Genomic DNA, 22513 nt, shown 5'->3' on the forward strand with positions numbered 1-22513 from the left:
ATATAACTGGCTATATTTTAGCAACCTAAACAATTGTTAGCAAGAAACTCATAGTTTTTTGTTCAGAGTTACGAATTTATAACTATGGTTATTTCTTTCATCAGGTTCGTTACACTCAGTTTCAAGCACTTCCCATTCAGCAACTTGCTCGTAGTCCGGAAATTGAGTATCTCCTTCAACTTCTAAATCGATGAAGGTCAAATAGAGCCGCTGAGCATAAGGCAGAAATATGTCATATATATGACCACCGCCAATTATCATAATTTCGTCACAACCCCTAACAGCACTAAGTGCGGCTTCAGGTGAAGCGAGGACTTCAATACCTTCTTGAGTATAGTCAAGATTTCTGGATATCACTATGTTTCTACGACCAGGAAGAGGCCTACCAATAGACTCAAATGTCTTTCGGCCCATAATCACAGGTTTACCTAGCGTAACCTTTTTGAAATGTTGAAGATCTGCAGGTAAGTGCCACGGCATATCGTTATCTTTTCCGATAACACGGTTATTTGCCATCGCAGCTATCATTGAAATTACCACAACGCACCTTTATAGTATTTTAGTATTAGTTTATACACACAATTAGCATGTAAGATGTTTGGTTAACCTGACTCGGGATAAGAAGTAAGTTAATCCACTAAAATCACTAAGCTCAAAAGCGTAGTATCACTCTAGCCAGAAGTTATTTCTTAATACAAGGCAAATTTGTGCGTCAATAGCTGGCCTATTGCAAGCAAATTTAACGCAGTAGTAAGGGATAACAGCTGCTAGAGAACAAGTTGTTATCCCGAGTTCAGGTTGATTAGTATATCATCTTCAACACAATTGCGGCGAGAATACTGAGTTGAAGTAATATACCGCTTAAATAGACATAAAAAAGGCCCATATATGGGCCTCTTAGAATAAATTCAATGTAACTTAACGCTCGTAAATAACTTCAACATCGTAGTCGTCGTCATCCCAATCATCCCAGTCATCATCGTCGCTCTTATCATTTTTAGTTGCATGTCTGTGGTATGTGTCCCACTTAAATTCAACTTCTTCTTGCTGCTCTTCTTCGAATTTATCTTTTGGCATGCTTTCAAGAAGGTTCATGATATCAAAGCACAAAGGTTGCGTATTTAACTTGTTTGCAGCAGAGATCATATAAAAGTTTTCTGCGTCTAGCTCTTCAGCAATACGAGCGCATACTTCTTCTCTTTCTTCTTCAAGCAATAAATCCACTTTATTTAGCACTAACCAACGAGGCTTTTCCGCTAATTTAGGGCTGTATTGATGCAGTTCGTTAATAATAGCGAAGCCATTCTCAACAGGATCACTACCGTCAACCGGCATCACATCAATAATGTGCAATAACACTCGACAGCGCTCTAAGTGCTTTAAGAAACGAATACCAAGGCCTGCACCGTCAGCTGCACCTTCAATTAGGCCTGGGATATCAGCAATTACAAATGACTTGCTCGCTTCAGGTCTTACAACACCTAAATTGGGCACTAGCGTGGTAAATGGATAGTCAGCGACTTTTGGTTTAGCAGCAGATACACTGCGGATAAACGTAGATTTACCAGCATTTGGCAGACCTAACAAACCGACGTCTGCAAGCAGCATTAATTCTAAGCGAAGGTTACGAACTTCACCTTGAGTACCCAGCGTTTTCTGTCTTGGTGCGCGATTAGTACTTGACTTAAAACGCGTATTACCAAGGCCATGATACCCACCTTTCGCCACGATCAGCTTTTGTCCATTTTTGGTCAAATCACCTAAACACTCTTCAGTATCGACATCTGTAACTCTTGTACCAACTGGTACCTTAAGTACTAAGTCCTGACCCTTTTTACCGGTACAATTACGGCCTTGACCGTTGGTACCACGCTCAGCCCTGTGAAAGCGTTCAAACTGATAGTCGATAAGCGTATTTAAATTTTCATCAGCCTGCAGGAATACACTACCGCCATCGCCACCATCACCACCGTCTGGGCCACCATCTGGCACAAACTTTTCGCGGCGGAATGAAACGACACCACTGCCCCCATCTCCGGCTTCCGCTCTAATCTCTACTTCATCGACAAACTTCATGGTTTAAACTCTTTAACTCTGTCTGAATTCACTACACCATTATAGCAGCAGCGACAAATCGCTCCTAATACCAATTGTATTAATACGCCTTGATATAGCTAATTTGGTAATTGATGTGCTGAAAACAAAAAACCCCGCCTAAGCGGGGTTTTTTAGTATTTAATACCGATTACTCAGCAACGATGCTAACGTATTTACGGTTTAAAGGACCTTTCTGCTCAAAAACAACTTTACCGTCTGCTTTTGCGAAGATTGTGTGGTCTTTACCGATACCTGCGTTAGAACCAGCGTGGAACTTAGTACCACGTTGACGAACGATGATGCTACCCGCTAGAACTGATTCGCCACCAAAACGTTTAACACCTAAGCGTTTACTTTCTGAATCGCGACCGTTACGAGTACTACCAGCTGCCTTCTTATGTGCCATCTTTCTGTACCTCTAAAAATTAAGCGCTAATGCCAGTGATTTTAACTTCAGTGAACCACTGACGGTGGCCCATCTGCTTACGAGAATGCTTACGACGTCTAAACTTAACAATCTTAATCTTCTCGCCACGACCGTGAGATACAACTTCAGCTGTAATTTTACCACCGTTAACAAACGGTGCACCGATCTCGATCTTTTCACCATCAGCAATTAGAAGTACTGAATCAAATTCAACTGCTGCACCAGTTTCAACGTTTAGCTTTTCTAAACGAATTGTTTGACCTTCAGTCACACGGTGCTGTTTACCACCACTTTGGAAAACCGCGTACATAATTAACTCCGTCTGTGCGCCCTCAAATCGACGCAACTTAATATTCTTCAATAGGGCGCGAAGTTTACGCTAATGCGTATCTTGGCGCAAGAGCAAATTTGAAGAAAGTGAATAAAATTTAGCTCGTATGAGGGCAATCAAATATTTTCCCCTATTCTAGTCAAAAAAATGTCAAAGCCAAGCTCTTTTTTCTCTCAATTCATCAGACAAAAGGCGAATCTATAGTTTACCTAATACAGTGCCAAATGAGATTTCACTGTACCTATTTCACCCATTACGCGACCATTAAAAGCACAAAAAGTAAGCATAAAAACGTTTTTTTATAAGCAACTACGACAATTTATCGAGTCGATGATTTTTTTGTAGTACAATCGCCGAGTTTATTCATTTTCGGTTAATAGATTGGCTCGGAGCGCAATGGATATAAAAACTATCCAAAATTTGGTTGAGCAAGATATGCTTGACGTCAACCAACTTATACATCAACAAATGCAATCTGATGTTGCACTTGTAAAACAGCTAGGTTTATACATTGTAAATAGCGGAGGAAAACGCATCCGCCCAATGTTAGCCCTTTTGGCTGCACGAGCATTAGGTTACGAAGGTGATAAACACATCACACTAGCGACAATTGTAGAGTTTATTCACACAGCAACCTTACTCCACGATGACGTGGTTGATGAGTCATTACTGCGCCGTGGAGAACCGACTGCAAATGCTGAATTTGGAAATGCCGCAAGCGTATTAGTCGGTGACTTTATCTACACTCGTTCATTCCAGTTGATGGTTGGTCTTGGCAATATGGAAGTCATGCAGATCCTAGCGGATGCAACCAATATTATCGCTGAGGGCGAAGTGTTACAGCTAATGAACTGTAATGACCCAGATACAACTGAAAAGAGTTATATGCAGGTTATCTACAGCAAAACGGCAAAGCTTTTTGAAGCTGCAACTTTACTACCCGCTGTAGTGTTAGAGCAATCAGACGAAATTAAAACTGCACTTAAGCTTTACGGTATGCATTTAGGCACAGCCTTCCAACTTGTAGACGATATTCTTGACTACAGTGCTAACGCAGAATTGCTGGGCAAGAATATTGGCGATGATCTCGCCGAGGGTAAACCTACGCTTCCGCTTATTTATGCAATGCAGCATGCAAATGCTCAGCAAACAGCTCAGATCAGAACTGCAATAGAAAGTGGTAATGGACTTGATTATCTTGAAGATATTTTAGCAACACTAGCCGAGACCAAAGCACTTGACTTCACGATGGCTAAAGCCCAAGAAGAAGCCCAAAAAGCGATTGCACAATTGAGCATTTTACCTGACTCAGTGCACAAAGAAGCACTGATAGGACTTGCTAAACTTTCAGTGGATAGAGAGTATTAATCGTCCCCTAGCCAGTTTATGAGCTATAAAAAGGTCGCTGATGCGACCTCAGACTGTTGAAAAAGGGCTGGACACAGATCTAGCCCTTTGATCTAATAAGCGTAGTGAGTTTAGGGAGTTCACCATGCTTAAAGACAAAACCCCTCAGCAATATGAACTAGAAATGGTCGCTATCGACCAATTGGTTCCAAAAGACCATTTAGTTCGCCTGATTGACCTTGCGATTGATTTCGAATTCATCCGCGATGAAGTCGCCCATCTCTACTGTAAAAACAATGGTCGCCCAGCGGTTGACCCAGTGCGAATGTTCAAGATTTTATTTCTTGGATACCTGTTTGGCATTCAAAGCGAGCGTCGCTTGATTAAGGAAATCCAAGTCAATGTCGCATATCGTTGGTTTTTAGGTATGGGACTAACTGAAGATGTCATCCACCACTCGACGCTAAGCCAAAACCGCATAAAGCGCTTTAAAGACAGCAATATTTATCAATCCATCTTCGATAACATTGTCCGCCAAGCGATGAAACAAAAACTCATAGGTGGCTATAGCTTATTTGCTGACAGTACACACCTCAAAGCCAATGCCAATAAAAAGCGCTATGACATAGAAGACTTAAAAGTCAGTCCTTCAGTGTATGTAGAGCAATTGAACGAAGCAGTACTGCAAGACCGGGAGGATGAAGGAAAAAAGCCCCTGAAGTGTAAGGAAGAAACAACTTGCACAAAACCAACCAAAGTCAGCCGCACCGACCCAGATAGCGGGTTTATGGTACGGGATGAAAAGCCAAAAGGGTTCTTCTATCTAGACCATCGAATTGTGGATGGTAAACACGGCATTATTGTTGATACACACGCCACCGCAGGCAATGTCCATGACTCACAACCTATTATCAGTCGACTCGACAGAGCGCTCGATACCTTTGCACTCAACCCTATCGCGGTTGGGCTAGATGCAGGCTATTTTACCGCCGCGGTATGCCACAATCTGGAAGAAAGGCAATTAGTTGGCGTGCTGGGGTATCGAAGACCAAATAAAAAGAAAGGCTACTTCGCCAAACGTGAGTATCAATATCAAGCCGATACAGATACTTACCTGTGCCCGCAAGGTGAAACTCTAATCTACAAAACAACAAGCCGAACAGGCTATCGTCACTATCATTCCGACCCGAGCAAATGTGGACGCTGTCCAGTCAGAAATCAATGTACAGCCAGTAAAAATCAAACCAAAGTTATAACGCGGCATGTTTGGCAATCGAGCGTAGAAAACGCCAATGCGATTAGGCTGAGCGACTGGGGTAAAAAGCTCTATCGACGACGAGCCGAAACGGTGGAAAGAAGCTTCGCTGATGCGAAACAACATCATGGACATCGCTACTGCAGATATAGAGGTCTGTCAAAAGTGACCGCGCAGTGCTTGTTAGCAGCGGCATGTCAAAATATGAAGAAAATGGCGCTCATGGCTGCACACTAGCAAAAACCTCGAAAACTCCCCCTAAAAGCCCTCAAAACGATCTTGGACACACCAAATCACAATAATTAGCCTAGCCAACACAAAAAACCAACGCTGAAACTTACGGCAGAGAAAACTGCTCCAACAACTGGGAAAAATAAACCCCGCTTAAAAAAGCGGGGTTTATCATCAATCTGAGGTCGCTGATGCGACCTTTATTTTTCTGGTGGCCTGTAGCCTTCAATTTCGACTTCTTTATCTTCAAACAAAAAGCCGACCATCTGCTCTTCAAGCATTTGCCTATGCTCAGGATCCATCATATTAAGATGCTTTTCGTTAATTAGCATGGTTTGCTTGTGTTGCCATTGCTGCCAAGCTTCTTTAGAGATGTTATTAAATATACGTTCACCAACTTCTCCTGGATACAGTTGAAAATCCAGTCCAGGCGCTTCCTTTTGTAACTTTTGACAAAATACCGTACGTGCCATGAGTATCTACCTCTTCAATTTTAATCGTGCACTCAATGAGAGTCAGCACCAGTGATAGCGTCAGTTTACCCTATTGCGGTTAATACTTTAACCAACTTTTTAGTCGGCGCAGCAAGCCCAACCTCTGGTGGATTATGAGTATCGAACCACAGCAATTGCTGATCATGCACACAATCTGGCATGCTTTTTACTTCTACAACCACGGGGGTAATAGTTAACTCAAAATGCGTAAAAATATGCACAAAGGGTTCAAGTGTATTTGTACATTCAAGTTTAAGTTCTTGCTGTTTAATAAACGCGTCTAACTCATCTTGCTCTGCAAACTCAAAAAAGCCGAATAACCCCCCCATATTCCACTCGAAGGGCGCTTCTCCATCAGCACTTTACCATCACATTTAATAATTAAGTGGTGAGTACGCTTTTTTGGTTTCTCTTTTTTGGGTTTAGGGTTCGGAAACTCTTTAACCCGATTATTTTTGAACGCTGAACATTCCTCAACAAGTGGGCAAACATCACAGTTGGGCTTACTTCTGGTACATACGCCTGAACCTAAATCCATCATAGCCTGATTAAACGCTCTTACATCACCGCTTGGCGTGACGGCATCACTCAAAGACCATAACTGATTTTCGACCTTCTTTACTCCGTACCAGCCCTCAACCATATAAAACCTAGCCAGTACTCGCTTAACATTACCATCGAGTATTGGATGATGCTGACCAAGCGCAAGAGAGAGTATCGCACCTGCGGTAGAGCGACCAATGCCCGGTAAGTCCATCACCGCTTCTAATGTTTGTGGGAATTCACCCTTATAGCTATCTCTGATCACCTTTGCAGCTTTATGAAGATTTCTTGCTCTGGCGTAATAACCAAGCCCAGTCCAATGGTGTAACACTTCATCTTCCGGTGCATCGGCCAACGCAATTACCGTTGGGAAGCGCGCCATAAAGCGCTCAAAATAAGGAATAACTGTAGTGACTTGAGTCTGCTGTAACATCACCTCAGAAATCCATACTTTATACGGTGTTTTTCCGAGTTGCCACGGCAGTGTTTTTCTACCATGAAGGTGATACCAAGACACAACTTGCTCACCAAACCACTTAGCTTGTTGCTGGCTAACTTTCATAAACTTGACTAGTACTTGCTACAAAAGCCGCCAGTGTAATCACAATTGCTTTAATAGTCACCACGTAAAATTTCACTCTATACTTGTTTATTGCCAACTGAATGACGATAATGTGCGACCATTTTCACGAGCATAGAAATGACCATGAACGAATCAAGCAAAAGTGCGCTCGAACAGGCGCAGGAAGAAGGCAAGTACATCAGAAAAGTGCGTAGCTTTGTTAAGCGTGAAGGACGTCTTACAAAAGGCCAAGCAGCATCGCTAGAAAAATGCTGGCCAACAATGGGACTGGAACACCAACAAGGTTTGCTAGACTTTACTGAAGTTTTTGGTAACAGCAATGAAGTCGTTCTTGAGATTGGATTTGGTATGGGTAAATCTCTCGTTGAGATGGCAAAAAATAACCCACAACAAAACTTTATTGGCATAGAAGTACACCGTCCAGGTGTAGGTGCTTGTTTGATGGATGCAGATGAGCAAGGCATCACTAACTTACGTGTTTTTGAACATGATGCAGTTGAAATCTTAGCGGATTGTATCGCTGATGGCAGCCTTGCTAAATTACAGCTATTCTTTCCAGATCCATGGCATAAAAAGCGTCACCACAAACGCCGCATTGTACAACTTGAATTTGCTGACAAAATACGCCAAAAGCTTAAAGTCGGTGGTGTGTTCCATATGGCAACTGACTGGGAAAACTATGCCGAACATATGCTTGAAGTGATGAGTGCAGCACCTGGTTATAAAAACCAGTCGCAAAGCAATGACTATGTTCCTCGCCCAGACTTTAGACCGCTTACTAAGTTTGAGCAACGAGGCCATCGTTTAGGACATGGCGTTTGGGACTTAATGTTCGAGCGTATTAGCTAAACAACCCCTCTTTATAATGGAGCGGCTCATCAGGCTGCTTCATTGCCCATCTATTTGAGTACATTCACTAGGAGCTAGCGTTGCAGTTTACCAACCCGAGTTTATTACTACTTCGTAATGAAGAAGAGCTTATTGCCAACAATATTCTGGTTATTAACCATCAGCGCGATGGCTTCCTACGTGAATTAAAAGCGCTCAATCCAAGTTCGGCAATTCATGTGTTTAGTTTCGATTTTGCAAACCACCTTCACGCCGATAAAATCGCCGATGTTAAGAACTATGTAGATCATCAACTACCGCAATTGCAAGATATTGATTTAGTTATTTATTATTACCCTAAGTCAAAACCTGAAGCGCAAATGGTGTTTGACAATATTCGTCACTTGAGCACGGCTGAAACTAGGTTACTCGTTGTTGGCGAAAACAAAAGTGGGGTGAAAAGTGCAGAAAAGCAACTTAAAGAACACGCTGCACACTGTTATAAATTAGAAAGCGCAAAACACTGCATTTTGTATGAGTTTGATCAGCTTACTGCCAACCCAAGTTTTGACGTAAGCCATTATGTACAGACATTTTCAGTGCGTATCGCCAAGACCGAGTTTACTGCAGCAAGTTTGCCTGGTGTATTTAATCATGGGAAGCTCGATGCTGGTACTCGACTATTACTAGAAAATGTCACCCTTCCCTATAAAGGTAAAGTGTTAGATTTTGGCTGCGGTGCTGGGCTTATTGCCTGCTACGCCTTATTGAACAGCCCAACACTTAAATTCACCTGTTTAGATGTCAATGCGCTTGCGCTGTTTGCCACACAGCAGACTTTAGCTTTAAACAACCTTAGTGCAACTTTGTTGCTTAGTGATGGTTTAAGTGAATTGAATGGTAAATTTAACCTTATTTTAAGCAATCCACCATTTCATACAGGCCTTTCAACAGACTATGACATCGCTGAGCAATTTCTACATAACATTAAGCGTCATATGGATACCAAGTCTAATATTCAGTTAGTAGCAAATAGCTTCTTAAAATACCCACCTATTTTAGAAGCTCAGTTTGAACAGTTTGAAGTTGTCACTAAAAACACTAAATTCGCCATCTATAAAGCGCAGTAGTTTACTAACCTTAAGGTTTACTTGCTTATATCAAGTAAACCTTAACTCAAACCCACCTTTTATCTTTTCATTTTCAAAGATTTGCTCTACTTTATTATAATGAGTTATTGGATCTCAAAAGCTCTGTAGCCGCAGCTAAGGCTGATCATACAGCTGGAATAAGAATGAGTAAGCAATTAACCAAAACAAGCATAAGAAAAGTATTGATCAGCGCAGTGATGCTTGTAACCGCGCTGTGCCTCTCTTTATCCATATCTATTTCCACTTACCTTGATGTAAAAGAGCAAAAACAACTGATCATCAATAAAATAGAGATGATAGCCGACATCGTTGCGTTCAATTCTCAGATCACAATTTTATTCGATGATCGAAAAACTGAAGATGCACGTCTAAAGTCTTTTCAACAAGTGGATATCATCAAAAACATCCATATCTATGCCATGGATGACGTAACCAACAGTCCTGTATTTTTTACCAGTTACAACGCCAGTCGAACACCACCAGTACCGCTAAAGGTTAATCAAATTGAAGAGTTAAAAACCCCGAAGGTCTCAGAAGACTACATTGAATTGATTAAACCTGTAATTTATGAGGGGAATATTGAAGGTTATGTTTATGTCCGCGGTGGCTTAGAAAGGCTCTCAAACTATATAAATAAAAAAATCTTGGTAGATATCGCGCTCACCTTATTCGTACTCCTCCTCGTATTGCTAGTTTCAAGGGGGATCCAAAAGCGTATAGCGACGCCAATTGAAGAACTCTCAGCACTATTGCAGGACGTTTCAAAAAATCATAATTACAGTGCAAGAGCGCCTGGCAGCAATATTTCTGAACTAAACGTATTAGCAAATAACTTAAATATCATGTTAGCTCGCACCGAAAATCAACTTGAGCGTCATAAAGCGGATAAACAAGAAATAAAACAGCTCAACCAGAGCTTGGAAGAAAAAGTGAATCAACGCACAATTGCGCTGAGAGAGGCTAACCAAGAACTGCTGAACGCTTTAGAGCGTATGCATCAATACCAGAACCAAATCATCGAGAACGAGAAAATGGCTTCGCTGGGGCAAATGGTGGCAGGTGTTGCCCACGAGGTAAATACCCCTATCGGTTTGGGTATCACAGGCTCTACGTTGTTAAGAGACAAATTATCCGATATTCGCGAAGCGTTTCAAACAAAGTCTCTGACCTCCAAGCAGTTAGAGCGCTTTGTTAACGATGGAATTGAAAATCTTGATCTCATCTACCGCAACCTGAACCGAGCGGCTGAGCTGGTTTCTAGCTTTAAGCGCCTTGCCGTAAGCCAGGATCTAGAAGTGAATTCACAAATAGATTTGTCAAACCTGCTTACTGAAGTCGTAGCATCTATGCGAGCTGAACTCTCCACAAAACAACCTGAAGTGACTATTGACTGTGACTCTGGACTTGCAATCGAAAGTAAAGCGGGACCATTACAACAAGTATTAGAGCAGCTTATATCCAATTCCTTACTCCATGGTTTTAAAGATCAACAAAACAATAGCATTGCAATTACTGTGAAACCATCAATGGGGCAACTTGCTATTGAGTATGCCGACAACGGAATGGGTGTACCCAAAGCAATTAAAAAGCGCATCTTCGATCCGTTTATCACAACTCGTAGAGGTGAGGGCGGAAGCGGCCTAGGTATGCATTTGGTTTATAACTTGGTAACCCAAGCACTTGGAGGCTCGATCACTTTAGATGAAGAATTTAGCCAAGGTGCTAAATTTATTATAACTCTTCCTCTGTCGGGTAATCTAAAATGAGGTTGATTAATCTAGTTATTTTGCTTTTATTTGTCTCCTTAAATACAACTGCAAAATCACCAGATCAGGTTCGTTCTGCTTTTCTCTATCAGATGGCAAAATTCGTCGAGTTTCCCGACGAAAACACAAAAACCAGTATTCAATTTTGCTTCTACTCACTTGAATCAGGGCCAGCTGCTGAACTAAAAAGTGCAACAAAGCTAAATGTGCGAGGTAAACCCATTGAGCTCGTAGAAGCAAAAAAAACGTGGAGCTATAGGGAACTTTCCAGCGCTTGCGATATCACATACATTGATGAAACTAGCGAAAATGATATACTGTCCGCTTGGACCGATACAATAGAGTCAAACATGTTGACCGTGGGCGAAAGTATTGAGTTTTTAGAAAGAGGCGGGATTGCTTCTTTGGTCCAAGAAGGGAGCAAAATTCGACTGTATATAAATAAGCAAGCACTAGAAAAACAGTACTTCATCGTGCGCTCAAGGCTGCTTGCCGTATCCAAGTTTCATCCCAACTGATTTTACTTGTTAACAATTGGATAAGCTCCTATAATCGTAAATATTCGGATTTATTATATAAGTCCGGACACATTGTAAATTATATATTCCGAAAAGGTTAATTAATAATGCAAACGCCAGTCATTCTAATTGTAGAGGATGAAGACGTAACTCGACTGAACCTCGTTAGTTTATTTGAAGCGGAAGGTTACAAAGTAATCGAAGCCATTGATGGCGATGACATGCATGACAAGTTGACATCAAATGATGATGTAAACCTTGTAATCATGGATATCAACCTTCCTGGTAAAAATGGTTTAATTTTGGCGCGTGAATTACGCCAGAAGAAAAACATCGGCCTTATTTTCCTAACAGGTCGTGACAATGATGTTGACCGCATTCTTGGTCTTGAGATTGGTGCTGATGATTACATCACAAAACCATTTAACCCGCGTGAACTAACAATTCGTGCTCGCAACCTAATCTCTCGTACTGGCACGTCTGCAGAAGAGTCAACAATTGATAGCAACGGCGTTATTACTTTTAATGGTTGGGAGTTAGATGAAAACAGTCGCTGTTTAACATCTCCAACAGGTGACTCGAAGCGTCTACCAAAAGGTGAATATCGTGCACTTCGTCTAATGCTAGATTCGCCTGGCCGCATCTTTAGCCGTGAGCAGCTTATCAAGCACATGACTGGTCGTGAACTTCGTGCAAATGACCGTACTGTTGACGTTACTATTCGTCGTATTCGTAAGCATTTCGAAACTGATAACAATACGCCTGAATTAATTAGTACAATTCACGGTGAAGGTTACCGTTTCATTGGTAAACTCGACGCTCAATAATCGTTTTTACTAATCTTCAGCGAGTTTTGCAATTAATGGATGAAGGGCTTCTTGCCCTTCTTCTATTTTTGCCTCTAACTCAGAAACCCAATTCAATAGCGTCTCTTCCTCTTTCCCTTCTGATTCTAATTCCATTTTCTTTGCTTGTAATTGTGCAAGTTGCAACCCTACCGAACCAGCAGCACCTTTAACTTTATGTGCAACCGCACCATATTCCTCGATATCATTTTGTGCAACAGCTTCTCTGAGCTCTTGACAGTACTTAGGACTGAGCTTAGTAAATAGGTCACAGCTTCTTTGAAATGCAGCAGCCCCCATAGACTCAACAAAGTCGCAAATGGTCTCTATATCTAAATCGGAGTACTCAGGTTGTGATAACGCTTCTCGAATATCGATACTTTGTTTGTTTTTCTGTGCCTCAATTCCAAATAACTCAGCGAGCATTTTGTCGAGCTTAGTAGTATTTATTGGTTTGGCCAAAGCTCCCTGGACATTAATCCCCTCAAGCTCTTGCTTGGCGCTTCTGACGTTTGCAGTTAAGGCAACAATTGGTAAGTGATCAAAGTGGCTGTCTTCTCTTATTTGGCGCGCGACAACATCACCATTGATATCTGGTAACTGCATATCCAAAAGAATGAGATCTAGGTCATCCTCAGTTTCAACAAACGAGAGAGCGTCCTCGCCAGTTTCAGCCCAAATAACTTCATGCCCTCGCTGTTCTAATAGATTTGTTGCAATTTCAGCGTTTAACGGCACATCCTCAACAAGTAAAATGTACAAGCTTCTACCAGCGTAACTTTGTTCTTTCGGTGCATTACATAGCTGTAACGGGATCTCAACATCAAAACGACTCCCCTTACCTTCTTGGCTAGTAACCGCTATCGTTCCTTTCATAGCCTGAACTAGGGCTTTAGTAACCGCAAGGCCAATGCCCGAGCCAATCGCATTGCTGCCCGACGCATCAGGAGCCTTGTAATACATCTCAAAGATCCGCTCAAGCTGATCTTCAGATATTCCCATACCTGTATCTATAACGCTAATTGTCAGCCATGGTCCATCATCTCGATTCTCGCGGCGGCATTCCAGCGTAACATTCCCCTTGTGGGTAAACTTCACTGCATTATTAATTAGATTCCAGAGTACCTGACGTAGACGTGTCGGATCGAGTAACGCATAAACGTCTAAGATTCCAGAACGATTAATAGTAAATTCTAAGCCCTTCTGGTCGGCAATTAGACCTGCAAAGTTGACTACATCGTTTATAAAATCAGAGACATTGATACTGTCCGTTGCTATATCTAGCTGCTCCCTATCAATTTTATCTAAATCAATGATGTCGTTAAAAATATTGCCAAGCGTCTCCGCGCTTGAAAACACGGTATTACACCAGCTTTTTTGTTGCGCAGTCAGATCGGTGTCTAACATCATGCGCGTCAGACCCACAATACCATTGAGCGGGGTTCTTAATTCATGACTTAGCGTAGCAATAAACTTACCTTTATCCTTATACGCAGTTTCTAACGCCTGCTCGGCTTCTTTACGACTAGTAATATCACGGCCAAAGGCCAACAAGCCTATATATTCACCTTTATCATTGATAAATGGCAGCTTGCGCATTTCAAACCAACGAGGTTCGCCTTCAACAGGATACTCTACGTCAAGTGTTAATGGTTGCTGTGTTTCTGATACCTGGCTATCTGTTTCAAGTACTTTTGGAAGATATTGCTCTGAATATATTTGTTCGACTGATTTACCAATTAGTTCTTCACTGCTTTTGCCCATCACTAATTCGAACATCTTGTTACAGCCTGCGAATACACCGTTTTCATCGCGGTAATAGAACAGATCAGGAGATGAATCAACAATGCTTCGCAGTAACATACCTTGCTGCGCAAGTTCTTGTTGGGTCTTTTTACGTTCTGCAATTTCTTTTCTTAATTCATCTATCGCACGGTGTTTAGCATGCAAAGCAATTTTACGCTCGTCAATCTCACTATTTAAACGATTAATATTGTCTTTTAGTGTTTGATTCAGCATCTTTTCTTGTTGTGTTGCCGACTCCAAATAGGCCTTAGATGAGTGTACCTCTCGCATTGCTGCGACGGACATCATGATGAGAGCGGGCGCAATAACAGCGGTTAAGAAAAAGAGTGCCGATATATCAACAATTTCAACTACACCTAATGCAACATAGTAAAACATGCAAGATAGAATAACTGCAACGAAGAGCGTAAAAGCATAAGCGATGGCAAACGCCCGCTTGTTACCGTATTTTTCTACCAAGTTTGATAAAATTCGAGCCCATGAGCCAAACGAATTTTCTGTCATATTATTACTTCACCATTATTAAACACTTGTCAGGCAAGTTTATATTCTACCGCTTGAGCCTGACTGAATTGCTTTTCAAGCCCTCAAAGTAAATATTATACAAAAGCCCTAGTAATAAGCGAGTATAGAAATTGCGAGGTCAGATCATTCACTCATTTTCATACACACTAAGCAGAACGATAGATAACGGACATGAGACTCTGTATCACTAAATGCACAAATCATCTAATTTAGTGCGGATAGATTTAAGCTCACCATCCCAACTTAATCTGATTTCGTGTAATATGCCCGTTTTTTAAGTCGTGAGAAAAGAGAGCGTCGATGCAAAATAACATGCCAGACATTGCACACAGTGCTAGTGCGTTACAAACAGGAACTTTAGACTGGGTAGGCATGGGTAACATAGAGTTGCCTTTAGTATTAGAAAGCAAAGGCCTAAATCAAGTTACTGTTACAGCCAAAGCCGATGCTTTTGTTAATTTGCAAAAAGAAGACGCAAAAGGCATTCACATGTCACGCCTCTTTCTTGCTCTTGACACGCTTTCTTGTGAGCAAGTACTTACACCAAAAACTCTAAAGCAGTTGTTAGATAACTTTTTAAGTACGCATAGCGACTTAAGTACAGGTGCAAAAGTAACCCTGCAGTTTGAATTGCCTATCAGACGCCCTTCGCTTTTAAGTAAAAAAATGGGATGGAAATCATACCCAATTACCCTTGATGCGACGCTGATAAACGGTATTTACAAGCTAGAACTGGCGCTTGACGTTGCTTACTCATCGACTTGCCCCTGTTCGGCAGCACTGTCTCGTCAACTGATCCAAAACGCTTTCCAACAAGCTTTCGATGGTAAACAATTAGATTTCCATAGTGTGCATAACTGGCTAGGTAGCACAGAAGGGATCGTTGCAACACCCCATTCTCAGCGCTCGATTGCAAATGTAAAAGTTAAGCTTACAGATAATAGTGCTGAGTTTGAAATTTTAGATCTGATCGAGTTGGTTGAAAACGAGTTGAAAACTCCCGTTCAAGCCGCCGTAAAACGAGAAGATGAGCAAGAGTTTGCGCGCCTAAATGGCCAAAACCTAATGTTTTGTGAAGATGCAGCTAGGAAGTTAAAAGCATTGCTAAACCAGCAAACTTATTTAGATTTCTATGTGAAGATAAACCATTACGAATCTCTTCATGCTCATGACGCAGTAGCCTATGCTGTGAAAGGGGTTGAAGACGGCTACAGCGTTTAATTATACCAATTAATTAACAGAGCTATTTTTGACGGCACTAATATGGCATCTCCCCCTTCAAATTGGCTGGAGAATTAATGCAATTGGTATTAGGTCCGCTCCGTTTACTACTATTATTAATCAGAGCTAGATAGCTCTGATTACACTTCTCCCATACACAACAAGGTAAGTACTGTATTACTTTAAGTTATCTACTCAACGGTGGGCACTGTTTAATTTTCGAATAAACTGCTCGACAAGCACCTCTTGATTTTCTAAAGCCTGCTCTGTATTTTTCATCGTTTCATGCGTTTTACGCGCACTTTCCATAGACTCATCCGCAAGACCTGAAATTGTCACTGCATTTGCGTTAAGCTCATTAGAAACACTCGACATTTCTTCTGTCGATGTCGCAATTTGATAGTTCAAACCTGATATTTCATTTACTATTGTGTTGATCGTTTCAAGGCTCACTTTCGTTCCCTCTGCCTTTACTACACATTCAGAGGAGCGCTCTACTCCACTTTGAATGGCAGTAACCGCCCGCTCTGCTCGTTGCCTCAGATCGGCAATAATACCATTAATCTCGGCTGTCGAATCTTGTGTCCTTTGCGCAAGCGCTCTCACCTCATCAGCAACAACCGCAAATCCTCTACCTTGTTCACCTGCACGAGCAGCCTCTATAGCGGCATTTAAAGCAAGTAAGTTGGTTTGCTCGGAGATCCCACGGATCACGTCAACAACCCCTTCGATGTTAACTGTTTGCGCATTAAGATCTTCTATATCTTTTTGCGTGCGAGATAACTCTTCCGATAAGGCATAATTATTTTCCATATTGTCATCAACGGCTTTGTTGCCTTTCACAACGGATTCAAGCGCCGCTTCGGATTGCTGCGCTGCATTATTAGTATTAGAGGCGATTTCACCAATCAACACCGACATCTGATTAATGGCTGTTGCTAAGGAGCCGGTTTGCGCTTGCTGTCGATTTAAAATATCAGAACTCGTTTTGCATTCTTGCATCGTTTTGGTTGCGTACTCTGAAACGGTAGCGCTAGCATCTTTAACACGCCCAAGCACAGCCCGAAGCTCGGATTCTCTAGCGAGTAAAGCAAGCTCTATAGAAGCGACATCATTAACCTTATTAAGATACACTTTTTGCATCAGAGGGTTATCGTATATTTTTTTTGCCTTTTCGCTGAGCGACCGCACTGGAGCAAGGCGAGAATAAGTAATAAATAATACAGCAAGAGTAAGCAAAGTTTCAGCGAGGTAATTCCAAGGTGATGATAAAGTTGAGATCAACATGGTTAGGGCATAGAAAACAATGATTATTGCCATCATTTGAGCTGACAAAGACCAAGAGGCACGAGTAAATTTACTTGGTGACACACCATTATTTAAATCAGTGTAGATTTCCTCTGCACGGTTAACGACCTCCCGGCTCGGCTTTGTCCTCACTGATTGATATTCGACAGTCTTACCAGATGCATCTTTAATAGGAGTGACAAAAGCATTAACCCAATAGTGATCGCCATTCTTGCAGCGGTTTTTAACCATTCCCATCCAAGGTTTGCCCGCTTCGATATAATCCCATAGGTTCTTGAAAGCGGCTTTAGGCATTGTTGGATGCCTAACGATATTATGGGGCTTCCCCTCTAACTCACTAAGTGAAAACCCTGCAACTTCACAAAACTGCGAATTCGCATATTTTATCTGACCTTTTACGTTTGTCGTTGAAAGTAGATTGTAAGAACTTGGATAATCATTCTCTTTTCCTGTGTAATCAGCTCTACCTTTTGTCATAGCTCGCTCTCGATTAAAAAGGGCAATAGATAATAAATTATTACTTTCTTAAAAATCGTAAGAAATTTCACCGAAAGACTGATTGAGATCATAGTGAAATATGATTTGATACCAATTTACACAATTAAGTGTTCTATTTTGAAGGATCAAGTATTAAGAAAAATTGGTATGAATACTTAACGAACTACAGAAAGTTAATATAAAAGCTAGCAGAGTTCTGAGCTTAAACAACTAAGAAAGGTAAATATAAATATCAATAAGATGAGGAATAGAATATGGAAAGTAAGTGGCGTCCCCTAGGGGATTCGAACCCCTGTTACCGCCGTGAAAGGGCGGTGTCCTAGGCCTCTAGACGAAGGGACACGGATGTGTCACTAGGACTTTATTTAGCTGTTTAATCTCTTGCTAACCGAGTTACTTACCGAAGTAAGTGGCGTCCCCTAGGGGATTCGACCCCCGGTTACCGCCGTGAAAGGGCGGAGTCCTAGGCCTCTAGACGAAGGGACACGGATGTGTCACTAGGACTTTATTTAGCTGTTTAATCTCTTGCTAACCGAGTTACTTACCGAAGTAAGTGGCGTCCCCTAGGGGATTCGACCCCCGGTTACCGCCGTGAAAGGGCGGAGTCCTAGGCCTCTAGACGAAGGGACACGGATGTGTCACTAGGACTTTATTTAGCTGTTTAATCTCTTGCTAACCGAGTTACTTACCGAAGTAAGTGGCGTCCCCTAGGGGATTCGACCCCCGGTTACCGCCGTGAAAGGGCGGAGTCCTAGGCCTCTAGACGAAGGGACACGGATGTGTCACTAGGACTTTATTTAGCTGTTTAATCTCTTGCTAACCGAGTTACTTACCGAAGTAAGTGGCGTCCCCTAGGGGATTCGACCCCCGGTTACCGCCGTGAAAGGGCGGAGTCCTAGGCCTCTAGACGAAGGGACACGGATGTGTCACTAGGACTTTATTTAGCTGTTTAATCTCTTGCTAACCGAGTTACTTACCGAAGTAAGTGGCGTCCCCTAGGGGATTCGACCCCCGGTTACCGCCGTGAAAGGGCGGAGTCCTAGGCCTCTAGACGAAGGGACACGGATGTGTCACTAGGACTTTATTTAGCTGTTTAATCTCTTGCTAACCGAGTTACTTACCGAAGTAAGTGGCGTCCCCTAGGGGATTCGACCCCCGGTTACCGCCGTGAAAGGGCGGAGTCCTAGGCCTCTAGACGAAGGGACACGGATGTGTCACTAGGACTTTATTTAGCTGTTTAATCTCTTGCTAACCGAGTTACTTACCGAAGTAAGTGGCGTCCCCTAGGGGATTCGACCCCCGGTTACCGCCGTGAAAGGGCGGAGTCCTAGGCCTCTAGACGAAGGGACACGGATGTGTCACTAGGACTTTATTTAGCTGTTTAATCTCTTGCTAACCGAGTTACTTACCGAAGTAAGTGGCGTCCCCTAGGGGATTCGACCCCCGGTTACCGCCGTGAAAGGGCGGAGTCCTAGGCCTCTAGACGAAGGGACACGGATGTGTCACTAGGACTTTATTTAGCTGTTTAATCTCTTGCTAACCGAGTTACTTACCGAAGTAAGTGGCGTCCCCTAGGGGATTCGACCCCCGGTTACCGCCGTGAAAGGGCGGAGTCCTAGGCCTCTAGACGAAGGGACACGGATGTGTCACTAGGACTTTATTTAGCTGTTTAATCTCTTGCTAACCGAGTTACTTACCGAAGTAAGTGGCGTCCCCTAGGGGATTCGACCCCCGGTTACCGCCGTGAAAGGGCGGAGTCCTAGGCCTCTAGACGAAGGGACACGGATGTGTCACTAGGACTTTATTTAGCTGTTTAATCTCTTGCTAACCGAGTTACTTACCGAAGTAAGTGGCGTCCCCTAGGGGATTCGACCCCCGGTTACCGCCGTGAAAGGGCGGAGTCCTAGGCCTCTAGACGAAGGGGACGCAGAAATTGTTTTGCAAATCACCGATTTGCTATTTCTGTGTTAGATGAGACCGAGCCTGCGAGGCGAATGACCTTATTAAAAACAGAAAGTTTTCTGTGTCACTAGGACTTTGTTTAGCTGTTTAATCTCTTGCTAACCGAGTTACTTACCGAAGTAAGTGGCGTCCCCTAGGGGATTCGAACCCCTGTTACCGCCGTGAAAGGGCGGTGTCCTAGGCCTCTAGACGAAGGGGACGCAGAAATTGTTTTGCAAATCATTGATTTGCTATTTCTGTGTTAGACGAGACCGAGCCTGGGAGGCGAATGGGCCTATCAAAAACAGAAAGTTTTCTGTGTCACTAGGACTTTATTTAGCTGTTTATTCTCTTGCTAACCGAGTTACCTACCAAAGTAAGTGGCGTCCCCTAGGGGATTCGAACCCCTGTTACCGCCGTGAAAGGGCGGTGTCCTAGGCCTCTAGACGAAGGGGACACAATAACAAACAACTTCGCACTCGAGGCGTTGCCATTTGAATTATGTACTAGGACATATGCACTAACGATAAATTGGTGGAGCTAGACGGGATCGAACCGTCGACCTCTTGCATGCCATGCAAGCGCTCTCCCAGCTGAGCTATAGCCCCATAATAGTCAGACCTGAACTGCTAGCCTGTATCGCTGAGTGCGGGGCGCATTCTATGCAGGAGCAAAAATAAAGTCAACAACTTTTATGAAAGTTTTTTCTAACTGATTCATTTTAAATCAAGAAGCGTAGAATATAACCAAATGACTCCCCTTTGCAAGCCTAACACCTTGAATTGGATTATTTATTACACAATTTAAAACGCATAGTTACCGCATCTCTGCCTTTTTGTTTTAAATCCAATTAGGCCAGAGTGATTTACGGCTCTTTTCTTTTTCCGAATGGTATCCAACCCTGCTTAATTTCGCGCTATAACATGCAAAGCACAGCAACTTATTTCCCCCAAAATAAGATGGTTCTAGGACAAAAATATAAGCCCCCTCACCTCTTCTATAATGAAGAGCTTAAAGCATTGAGCATAAAAACATCACACAGCATAGTTTTTTAAAGTTAAGTGTTGACTCTTTTCAAACTAAACCTATAATACCGCCCCACAACGGCAGACGTTGTAATACAATTTGGGTTGTTAGCTCAGTTGGGAGAGCATCGCCCTTACAAGGCGAGGGTCACTGGTTCAAGTCCAGTACAACCCACCACTTCTACTCTTAGATTAGAATTGGACATTAAACTCTATTCGAGAGTATAAATTGAAACACAATTTGGGTTGTTAGCTCAGTTGGGAGAGTATCGCCCTTACAAGGCGAGGGTCACTGGTTCAAGTCCAGTACAACCCACCACTTCTACTCTTAGATTAGAATTGGACATTAAACTCTATTCGAGAGTATAAATTGAAACACAATTTGGGTTGTTAGCTCAGTTGGGAGAGTATCGCCCTTACAAGGCGAGGGTCACTGGTTCAAGTCCAGTACAACCCACCACTTCTACTCTTAGATTAGAATTGGACATTAAACTCTATTCGAGAGTATAAATTGAAACACAATTTGGGTTGTTAGCTCAGTTGGGAGAGTATCGCCCTTACAAGGCGAGGGTCACTGGTTCAAGTCCAGTACAACCCACCACTTCTACTCTTAGATTAGAATTGGACATTAAACTCTATTCGAGAGTATAAATTGAAACACAATTTGGGTTGTTAGCTCAGTTGGGAGAGTATCGCCCTTACAAGGCGAGGGTCACTGGTTCAAGTCCAGTACAACCCACCACTTCTACTCTTAGATTAGAATTGGACATTAAACTCTATTCGAGAGTATAAATTGAAACACAATTTGGGTTGTTAGCTCAGTTGGGAGAGTATCGCCCTTACAAGGCGAGGGTCACTGGTTCAAGTCCAGTACAACCCACCACTTCTACTCTTAGATTAGAATTGGACATTAAACTCTATTCGAGAGTATAAATTGAAACACAATTTGGGTTGTTAGCTCAGTTGGGAGAGTATCGCCCTTACAAGGCGAGGGTCACTGGTTCAAGTCCAGTACAACCCACCACTTCTACTCTTAGATTAGAATTGGACATTAAACTCTATTCGAGAGTATAAATTGAAACACAATTTGGGTTGTTAGCTCAGTTGGGAGAGTATCGCCCTTACAAGGCGAGGGTCACTGGTTCAAGTCCAGTACAACCCACCACTTCTACTCTTAGATTAGAATTGGACATTAAACTCTATTCGAGAGTATAAATTGAAACACAATTTGGGTTGTTAGCTCAGTTGGGAGAGTATCGCCCTTACAAGGCGAGGGTCACTGGTTCAAGTCCAGTACAACCCACCACTTCTACTCTTAGATTAGAATTGGACATTAAACTCTATTCGAGAGTATAAATTGAAACACAATTTGGGTTGTTAGCTCAGTTGGGAGAGTATCGCCCTTACAAGGCGAGGGTCACTGGTTCAAGTCCAGTACAACCCACCACTTCTACTCTTAGATTAGAATTGGACATTAAACTCTATTCGAGAGTATAAATTGAAACACAATTTGGGTTGTTAGCTCAGTTGGGAGAGTATCGCCCTTACAAGGCGAGGGTCACTGGTTCAAGTCCAGTACAACCCACCACTTCTACTCTTAGATTAGAATTGGACATTAAACTCTATTCGAGAGTATAAATTGAAACACAATTTGGGTTGTTAGCTCAGTTGGGAGAGTATCGCCCTTACAAGGCGAGGGTCACTGGTTCAAGTCCAGTACAACCCACCACTTCTACTCTTAGATTAGAATTGGACATTAAACTCTATTCGAGA

General features: G+C 42.4%; 15 protein-coding genes, 27 tRNA genes and 1 pseudogene. 20 read left to right on the forward strand and 23 right to left on the reverse strand.

Features of this window, described 5'->3' with window-relative positions:
- Window positions 1–48 precede the first annotated feature (48 nt).
- The 4 genes from folA to rplU form a co-directional block, all read right to left on the reverse strand.
- On the reverse strand, window positions 49–540 hold the full coding sequence (gene folA / locus PPIS_RS11370; protein WP_026345589.1) for a type 3 dihydrofolate reductase: 492 nt from the start codon (window positions 538–540) through the stop codon (window positions 49–51).
- Between the two features lie 378 nt (window positions 541–918).
- Window positions 919–2076, reverse strand: coding sequence for an Obg family GTPase CgtA (gene cgtA / locus PPIS_RS11375; protein ID WP_010374580.1), 1158 nt, complete (start codon window positions 2074–2076; stop codon window positions 919–921).
- Between the two features lie 169 nt (window positions 2077–2245).
- On the reverse strand, window positions 2246–2503 hold the full coding sequence (gene rpmA / locus PPIS_RS11380) for a 50S ribosomal protein L27 (protein ID WP_010374578.1): 258 nt from the start codon (window positions 2501–2503) through the stop codon (window positions 2246–2248).
- A 19-nt stretch (window positions 2504–2522) separates the two neighbouring features.
- Complete coding sequence (gene rplU, locus PPIS_RS11385) at window positions 2523–2834, reverse strand: 50S ribosomal protein L21 (protein ID WP_010374575.1); 312 nt, start codon at window positions 2832–2834, stop codon at window positions 2523–2525.
- Window positions 2835–3251: 417 nt separating this feature from the next.
- Here rplU and ispB point away from each other — a divergent pair, with 417 nt between their 5' ends.
- On the forward strand, window positions 3252–4223 hold the full coding sequence (gene ispB, locus PPIS_RS11390; RefSeq protein WP_010374573.1) for an octaprenyl diphosphate synthase: 972 nt from the start codon (window positions 3252–3254) through the stop codon (window positions 4221–4223).
- Window positions 4224–4347: 124 nt separating this feature from the next.
- Window positions 4348–5694 (forward strand): IS1182 family transposase, encoded by a 1347-nt coding sequence (locus PPIS_RS11395; RefSeq protein WP_096040876.1) that lies wholly within the window; start codon window positions 4348–4350, stop codon window positions 5692–5694.
- A gap of 194 nt (window positions 5695–5888) precedes the next feature.
- Here the strand turns inward: PPIS_RS11395 and PPIS_RS11400 are convergent, their stop codons facing one another.
- A complete protein-coding gene (locus PPIS_RS11400; protein ID WP_010379401.1) occupies window positions 5889–6161 on the reverse strand; it encodes an oxidative damage protection protein in 273 nt (90 codons plus the stop codon).
- Between the two features lie 65 nt (window positions 6162–6226).
- Window positions 6227–7287 (reverse strand): annotated as a pseudogene (mutY, locus tag PPIS_RS11405) (A/G-specific adenine glycosylase).
- 144 nt (window positions 7288–7431) lie between these two features.
- Between mutY and trmB the strand changes: the two are divergent.
- The 5 genes from trmB (at window position 7432) to arcA (ending at window position 12398) form a co-directional block, all read left to right on the forward strand.
- Window positions 7432–8157 carry a tRNA (guanosine(46)-N7)-methyltransferase TrmB gene (trmB, locus tag PPIS_RS11410; protein WP_010379403.1) on the forward strand — a complete coding sequence of 242 codons (726 nt, stop codon included), beginning with the start codon at window positions 7432–7434 and terminating at the stop codon, window positions 8155–8157.
- Between the two features lie 80 nt (window positions 8158–8237).
- A complete protein-coding gene (locus PPIS_RS11415; protein ID WP_010379406.1) occupies window positions 8238–9266 on the forward strand; it encodes a methyltransferase in 1029 nt (342 codons plus the stop codon).
- A 164-nt stretch (window positions 9267–9430) separates the two neighbouring features.
- On the forward strand, window positions 9431–11053 hold the full coding sequence (locus tag PPIS_RS11420; protein WP_010379408.1) for a sensor histidine kinase: 1623 nt from the start codon (window positions 9431–9433) through the stop codon (window positions 11051–11053).
- Complete coding sequence (locus PPIS_RS11425; protein WP_010379409.1) at window positions 11050–11571, forward strand: YfiR family protein; 522 nt, start codon at window positions 11050–11052, stop codon at window positions 11569–11571. The genes PPIS_RS11420 and PPIS_RS11425 overlap by 4 nt, the downstream gene beginning before the upstream one ends.
- A 107-nt stretch (window positions 11572–11678) precedes the next feature.
- Complete coding sequence (gene arcA / locus PPIS_RS11430; protein ID WP_010379411.1) at window positions 11679–12398, forward strand: two-component system response regulator ArcA; 720 nt, start codon at window positions 11679–11681, stop codon at window positions 12396–12398.
- 9 nt (window positions 12399–12407) lie between these two features.
- Here the strand turns inward: arcA and arcB are convergent, their stop codons facing one another.
- On the reverse strand, window positions 12408–14726 hold the full coding sequence (arcB, locus tag PPIS_RS11435) for an aerobic respiration two-component sensor histidine kinase ArcB (RefSeq protein ID WP_010379412.1): 2319 nt from the start codon (window positions 14724–14726) through the stop codon (window positions 12408–12410).
- Window positions 14727–15047: 321 nt separating this feature from the next.
- On the opposite strand from arcB, the gene folE2 reads away from it, so the two are divergent.
- Window positions 15048–15968, forward strand: coding sequence for a GTP cyclohydrolase FolE2 (gene folE2 / locus PPIS_RS11440; protein ID WP_010379414.1), 921 nt, complete (start codon window positions 15048–15050; stop codon window positions 15966–15968).
- A 195-nt stretch (window positions 15969–16163) separates the two neighbouring features.
- On the opposite strand, the gene PPIS_RS11445 is transcribed toward folE2, so the two are convergent.
- The 16 genes from PPIS_RS11445 to PPIS_RS11520 form a co-directional block, all read right to left on the reverse strand.
- Window positions 16164–17753 (reverse strand): methyl-accepting chemotaxis protein, encoded by a 1590-nt coding sequence (locus PPIS_RS11445; RefSeq protein WP_010379415.1) that lies wholly within the window; start codon window positions 17751–17753, stop codon window positions 16164–16166.
- Window positions 17754–18040: 287 nt separating this feature from the next.
- Window positions 18041–18115 (reverse strand) — tRNA-Glu (locus PPIS_RS11450).
- 69 nt (window positions 18116–18184) lie between these two features.
- Window positions 18185–18259 (reverse strand) — tRNA-Glu (locus PPIS_RS11455).
- A 69-nt stretch (window positions 18260–18328) separates the two neighbouring features.
- Window positions 18329–18403: transfer RNA gene (locus PPIS_RS11460), tRNA-Glu, on the reverse strand.
- A gap of 69 nt (window positions 18404–18472) precedes the next feature.
- A tRNA-Glu gene (locus tag PPIS_RS11465) sits at window positions 18473–18547 on the reverse strand.
- 69 nt (window positions 18548–18616) lie between these two features.
- Window positions 18617–18691 (reverse strand) — tRNA-Glu (locus tag PPIS_RS11470).
- A gap of 69 nt (window positions 18692–18760) precedes the next feature.
- A tRNA-Glu gene (locus tag PPIS_RS11475) sits at window positions 18761–18835 on the reverse strand.
- A 69-nt stretch (window positions 18836–18904) separates the two neighbouring features.
- A tRNA-Glu gene (locus tag PPIS_RS11480) sits at window positions 18905–18979 on the reverse strand.
- A 69-nt stretch (window positions 18980–19048) separates the two neighbouring features.
- Window positions 19049–19123, reverse strand: a tRNA-Glu gene (locus PPIS_RS11485).
- Window positions 19124–19192: 69 nt separating this feature from the next.
- Window positions 19193–19267: transfer RNA gene (locus PPIS_RS11490), tRNA-Glu, on the reverse strand.
- Between the two features lie 69 nt (window positions 19268–19336).
- Window positions 19337–19411: transfer RNA gene (locus PPIS_RS11495), tRNA-Glu, on the reverse strand.
- Window positions 19412–19480: 69 nt separating this feature from the next.
- Window positions 19481–19555: transfer RNA gene (locus tag PPIS_RS11500), tRNA-Glu, on the reverse strand.
- Between the two features lie 69 nt (window positions 19556–19624).
- Window positions 19625–19700: transfer RNA gene (locus PPIS_RS11505), tRNA-Glu, on the reverse strand.
- A 160-nt stretch (window positions 19701–19860) separates the two neighbouring features.
- Window positions 19861–19936 (reverse strand) — tRNA-Glu (locus PPIS_RS11510).
- Between the two features lie 160 nt (window positions 19937–20096).
- Window positions 20097–20172, reverse strand: a tRNA-Glu gene (locus PPIS_RS11515).
- Window positions 20173–20247: 75 nt separating this feature from the next.
- Window positions 20248–20323: transfer RNA gene (locus tag PPIS_RS11520), tRNA-Ala, on the reverse strand.
- Window positions 20324–20842: 519 nt separating this feature from the next.
- Between PPIS_RS11520 and PPIS_RS11525 the strand changes: the two genes are divergently transcribed.
- The 12 genes from PPIS_RS11525 (at window position 20843) to PPIS_RS11580 (ending at window position 22469) form a co-directional block, all read left to right on the forward strand.
- A tRNA-Val gene (locus PPIS_RS11525) sits at window positions 20843–20918 on the forward strand.
- A gap of 65 nt (window positions 20919–20983) precedes the next feature.
- Window positions 20984–21059: transfer RNA gene (locus PPIS_RS11530), tRNA-Val, on the forward strand.
- Window positions 21060–21124: 65 nt separating this feature from the next.
- Window positions 21125–21200, forward strand: a tRNA-Val gene (locus PPIS_RS11535).
- A 65-nt stretch (window positions 21201–21265) separates the two neighbouring features.
- Window positions 21266–21341, forward strand: a tRNA-Val gene (locus PPIS_RS11540).
- A gap of 65 nt (window positions 21342–21406) precedes the next feature.
- Window positions 21407–21482: transfer RNA gene (locus tag PPIS_RS11545), tRNA-Val, on the forward strand.
- Window positions 21483–21547: 65 nt separating this feature from the next.
- A tRNA-Val gene (locus PPIS_RS11550) sits at window positions 21548–21623 on the forward strand.
- Between the two features lie 65 nt (window positions 21624–21688).
- Window positions 21689–21764, forward strand: a tRNA-Val gene (locus tag PPIS_RS11555).
- 65 nt (window positions 21765–21829) lie between these two features.
- Window positions 21830–21905 (forward strand) — tRNA-Val (locus PPIS_RS11560).
- A gap of 65 nt (window positions 21906–21970) precedes the next feature.
- Window positions 21971–22046, forward strand: a tRNA-Val gene (locus PPIS_RS11565).
- A gap of 65 nt (window positions 22047–22111) precedes the next feature.
- Window positions 22112–22187, forward strand: a tRNA-Val gene (locus tag PPIS_RS11570).
- A 65-nt stretch (window positions 22188–22252) separates the two neighbouring features.
- A tRNA-Val gene (locus tag PPIS_RS11575) sits at window positions 22253–22328 on the forward strand.
- A 65-nt stretch (window positions 22329–22393) separates the two neighbouring features.
- Window positions 22394–22469 (forward strand) — tRNA-Val (locus PPIS_RS11580).
- The last annotated feature ends 44 nt before the right edge of the window (window positions 22470–22513 follow it).

It is taken from the genome of Pseudoalteromonas piscicida (assembly GCF_000238315.3).
Lineage (GTDB): Bacteria > Pseudomonadota > Gammaproteobacteria > Enterobacterales > Alteromonadaceae > Pseudoalteromonas > Pseudoalteromonas piscicida.

Excerpts from the sequence above, each read along its gene's own strand:
- rplU (WP_010374575.1), bottom strand. The coding sequence starts at position 2,834 with ATGTACGCGGTTTTCCAAAGTGGTGGTAAACAGCACCGTGTGACTGAA.
- arcA (WP_010379411.1), top strand. The coding sequence starts at position 11,679 with ATGCAAACGCCAGTCATTCTAATTGTAGAGGATGAAGACGTAACTCGA.
- folE2 (WP_010379414.1), top strand. The coding sequence starts at position 15,048 with ATGCAAAATAACATGCCAGACATTGCACACAGTGCTAGTGCGTTACAA.
- cgtA (WP_010374580.1), bottom strand. The coding sequence starts at position 2,076 with ATGAAGTTTGTCGATGAAGTAGAGATTAGAGCGGAAGCCGGAGATGGG.
- PPIS_RS11400 (WP_010379401.1), bottom strand. The coding sequence starts at position 6,161 with ATGGCACGTACGGTATTTTGTCAAAAGTTACAAAAGGAAGCGCCTGGA.
- PPIS_RS11420 (WP_010379408.1), top strand. The coding sequence starts at position 9,431 with ATGAGTAAGCAATTAACCAAAACAAGCATAAGAAAAGTATTGATCAGC.
- trmB (WP_010379403.1), top strand. The coding sequence starts at position 7,432 with ATGAACGAATCAAGCAAAAGTGCGCTCGAACAGGCGCAGGAAGAAGGC.
- PPIS_RS11445 (WP_010379415.1), bottom strand. The coding sequence starts at position 17,753 with ATGACAAAAGGTAGAGCTGATTACACAGGAAAAGAGAATGATTATCCA.
- arcB (WP_010379412.1), bottom strand. The coding sequence starts at position 14,726 with ATGACAGAAAATTCGTTTGGCTCATGGGCTCGAATTTTATCAAACTTG.
- PPIS_RS11425 (WP_010379409.1), top strand. The coding sequence starts at position 11,050 with ATGAGGTTGATTAATCTAGTTATTTTGCTTTTATTTGTCTCCTTAAAT.
- PPIS_RS11395 (WP_096040876.1), top strand. The coding sequence starts at position 4,348 with ATGCTTAAAGACAAAACCCCTCAGCAATATGAACTAGAAATGGTCGCT.
- ispB (WP_010374573.1), top strand. The coding sequence starts at position 3,252 with ATGGATATAAAAACTATCCAAAATTTGGTTGAGCAAGATATGCTTGAC.
- rpmA (WP_010374578.1), bottom strand. The coding sequence starts at position 2,503 with ATGGCACATAAGAAGGCAGCTGGTAGTACTCGTAACGGTCGCGATTCA.